This is a genomic window from Caballeronia sordidicola (assembly GCF_002220365.1).
Taxonomy (GTDB): domain Bacteria; phylum Pseudomonadota; class Gammaproteobacteria; order Burkholderiales; family Burkholderiaceae; genus Caballeronia; species Caballeronia sordidicola_C.
The window spans coordinates 1-2,281 of sequence record NZ_MTHB01000127.1; the positions used below are offsets into that span (position 1 = coordinate 1).

2 protein-coding genes are annotated in these 2,281 nt (G+C 56.2%); one reads left to right on the forward strand and one right to left on the reverse strand.

Annotation, left to right across the window (positions count from 1 at the left end):
* Window positions 1-1,960 (forward strand): Ig-like domain-containing protein (locus tag BSU04_RS46510; RefSeq protein WP_179258384.1); only part of this gene is annotated, 1,960 nt, incomplete at its 5' end.
* A gap of 54 nt (window positions 1,961-2,014) precedes the next feature.
* Here BSU04_RS46510 and BSU04_RS47140 read toward each other — a convergent pair.
* On the reverse strand, window positions 2,015-2,281 hold a 267-nt coding region (locus BSU04_RS47140; protein WP_218827274.1), incomplete at its 5' end, for a hypothetical protein.

Genomic DNA, 2,281 nt, shown 5'->3' on the forward strand with positions numbered 1-2,281 from the left:
GGCGCCGGTGGTGCACGGTTCGGTATCGTCCGCGTTGCTCGCCGGCGAGACGCTTGCGGTTTATCGCGACGGTCAAAAGGTCGGTACCGCTACGGTGTCTGGAACGGGATGGACGTTCAACGACTCAGGCGTGGGAGTGGGAAGCCACACCTATACGGCCCAAGTTGAGAACTCGTCTGGCAACGGCCCCAGGTCAGGTCCATTTACGTTCAACGAGTTAAGTAACGTCCCATCCGCGCCGGTGATTACGGACGTGCAAGACGCAGTGGGTCCGGTTCAGGGTCCAGTGCCGAACAACGGTACGACCGACGACAACCAGCCCACCATCAGGGGTACGGGCACGGCTGGCGATACACTCTGGCTTTTCGTGGATGGCAGGGGGGTTGGAGAAACGACCGTGGACGGTACCGGTCACTGGTCAATCATACCTCCGACCGCGTTGCTTGACGGTGCTCATACCTTTACCGCCACGCAGTTCGCCAGCGGACAGCCGCAAAGTGCCCTATCTAACCCGTGGACGGTGACGGTCGATACCGCTCCCCATACACCGGTGGAAACGGTTGCAATCACGAACCTGGTCGATGATTCGTCGGGCAGCTATGTGAACGTCCCTAGTGGCGGTTCGACGAAAGACACCTCGCCGATTGTTCAAGGCACTGTGTCGAGTGCGTTGCTGACTGGTGAGACGCTGGTGGTCTACCGCGACAGCGTGAAGGTCGGCACTGCGACCGTGAATGGCACGAGCTGGTCGTTCAACGATTCAAACGTGGCGGTGGGGGATCATACCTATACAGCGCGCGTGGAAAACAGCGTCGGAACTGGTCAATATTCGGCAGGGTATTCATTTACCGAGGCGAGTGCATCCACCCATTTGCAAGGCATCAAGTTAGACATATCTGGTATGGTAAACCCCCTTTACGGTTCAACATACCCGAACTACATTATGGACATCCAGGGTGCGCCAGTAGATTCAAACAACACGTGTTTGATTGCCTTACTGCAGGTTGGAGACCAAAGCCTTCGTGTGAATACTTACTTCGCAGGGAATTGGTACACCGGCAATAATATGAACAACCTGGTTGAAGGGATATATTACGGATCAATGGGCCTAAACACCGTGGTTACGATCACTGCGTACGGAACAACTGGAACTGGCAGGTCACAGCTAATTAATAAGAATGACGTATACACGTACAGCAGCACGATTGGCCAAATATTGGCCGCGGAAGTACAGTACCCTTACCCAGCAGCGGGGTATGACTCTCCAAATTATTACCACACATACCTGACTGCGACTGGCGCGAAAAGTACTTTGCCTACTGTCCTCAGCGCCACACATCACGACTCTTCCGTTGATGCGCAAGCTTTGGCGGCTGCCGGGACGACCGATCAACCCGCTGCCACGGCTGATCAACCGCACAGTGTAGTGGGCGACCATCAGGCCTTCACCGGAACGACTGGTCATGACACGGTAGATTTGAACGTGGACCCAACGGTCTATTTCAAGGAGGCGACCGCTCACATTCAAGGCAGCACGGTACACCCAGCCGACGCAACGAGTCCCACGCCTGCCGTGAACACGTTGCATCTGACGGGCGACCATCAGATCCTGGACCTGACATCGCTGACTGGTAAAACGGCGGCGGCGAAGATCTCGGGTATTGAAGTGATCGACCTGGGCGGCCATGAAAACCACCTGAAGCTGTCGCTGACTGACGTGCTGAACCTGGGCGAGCAGGACCTGTTCCAGAAGGACGGCAAGCAACAGATGATGGTGAACGGCGCGGATGGCGACTCCGTGGATTTGTCGAACGCGCACATTGCGGGCGTGGCGGACGGCGTGTGGCATCAGGAAGGTACGGCGCAAGTGGGTGGCGTGACGTACAACGTGTACGAGCACTCGGGCGCGCACACGGAACTGCTGATTCAACAAGGCGTGCAGATCGCCTTGCATAACTAAGCAGTTGATGTGACAGCGGGCGTTTCCAGTATGGAACCGCCCGCTCGCTGAAAATCAAGTAGAAAAAAAGCCGTTGCCGGAGCGATCCTGCAACGGCTTTTCCGTTTCTGCGCAAGCGCGGTTCGCGCTCGCAATTTCAATTTCTTCAAACGTGTGGCTAAGCGGTTCGCTGGTTCGGCGAATCGCGCCGCATGCTATATCCCAGTCACACCCGCTGCCGCATTTAGGAAAGGTCCAATATCCACCCGTGTGAGCGTGATGCAGACTCCAGAGGTTTGACAGCGAAATGCTGAGTTTCACGCTTGCGCGCAATGACTCCTT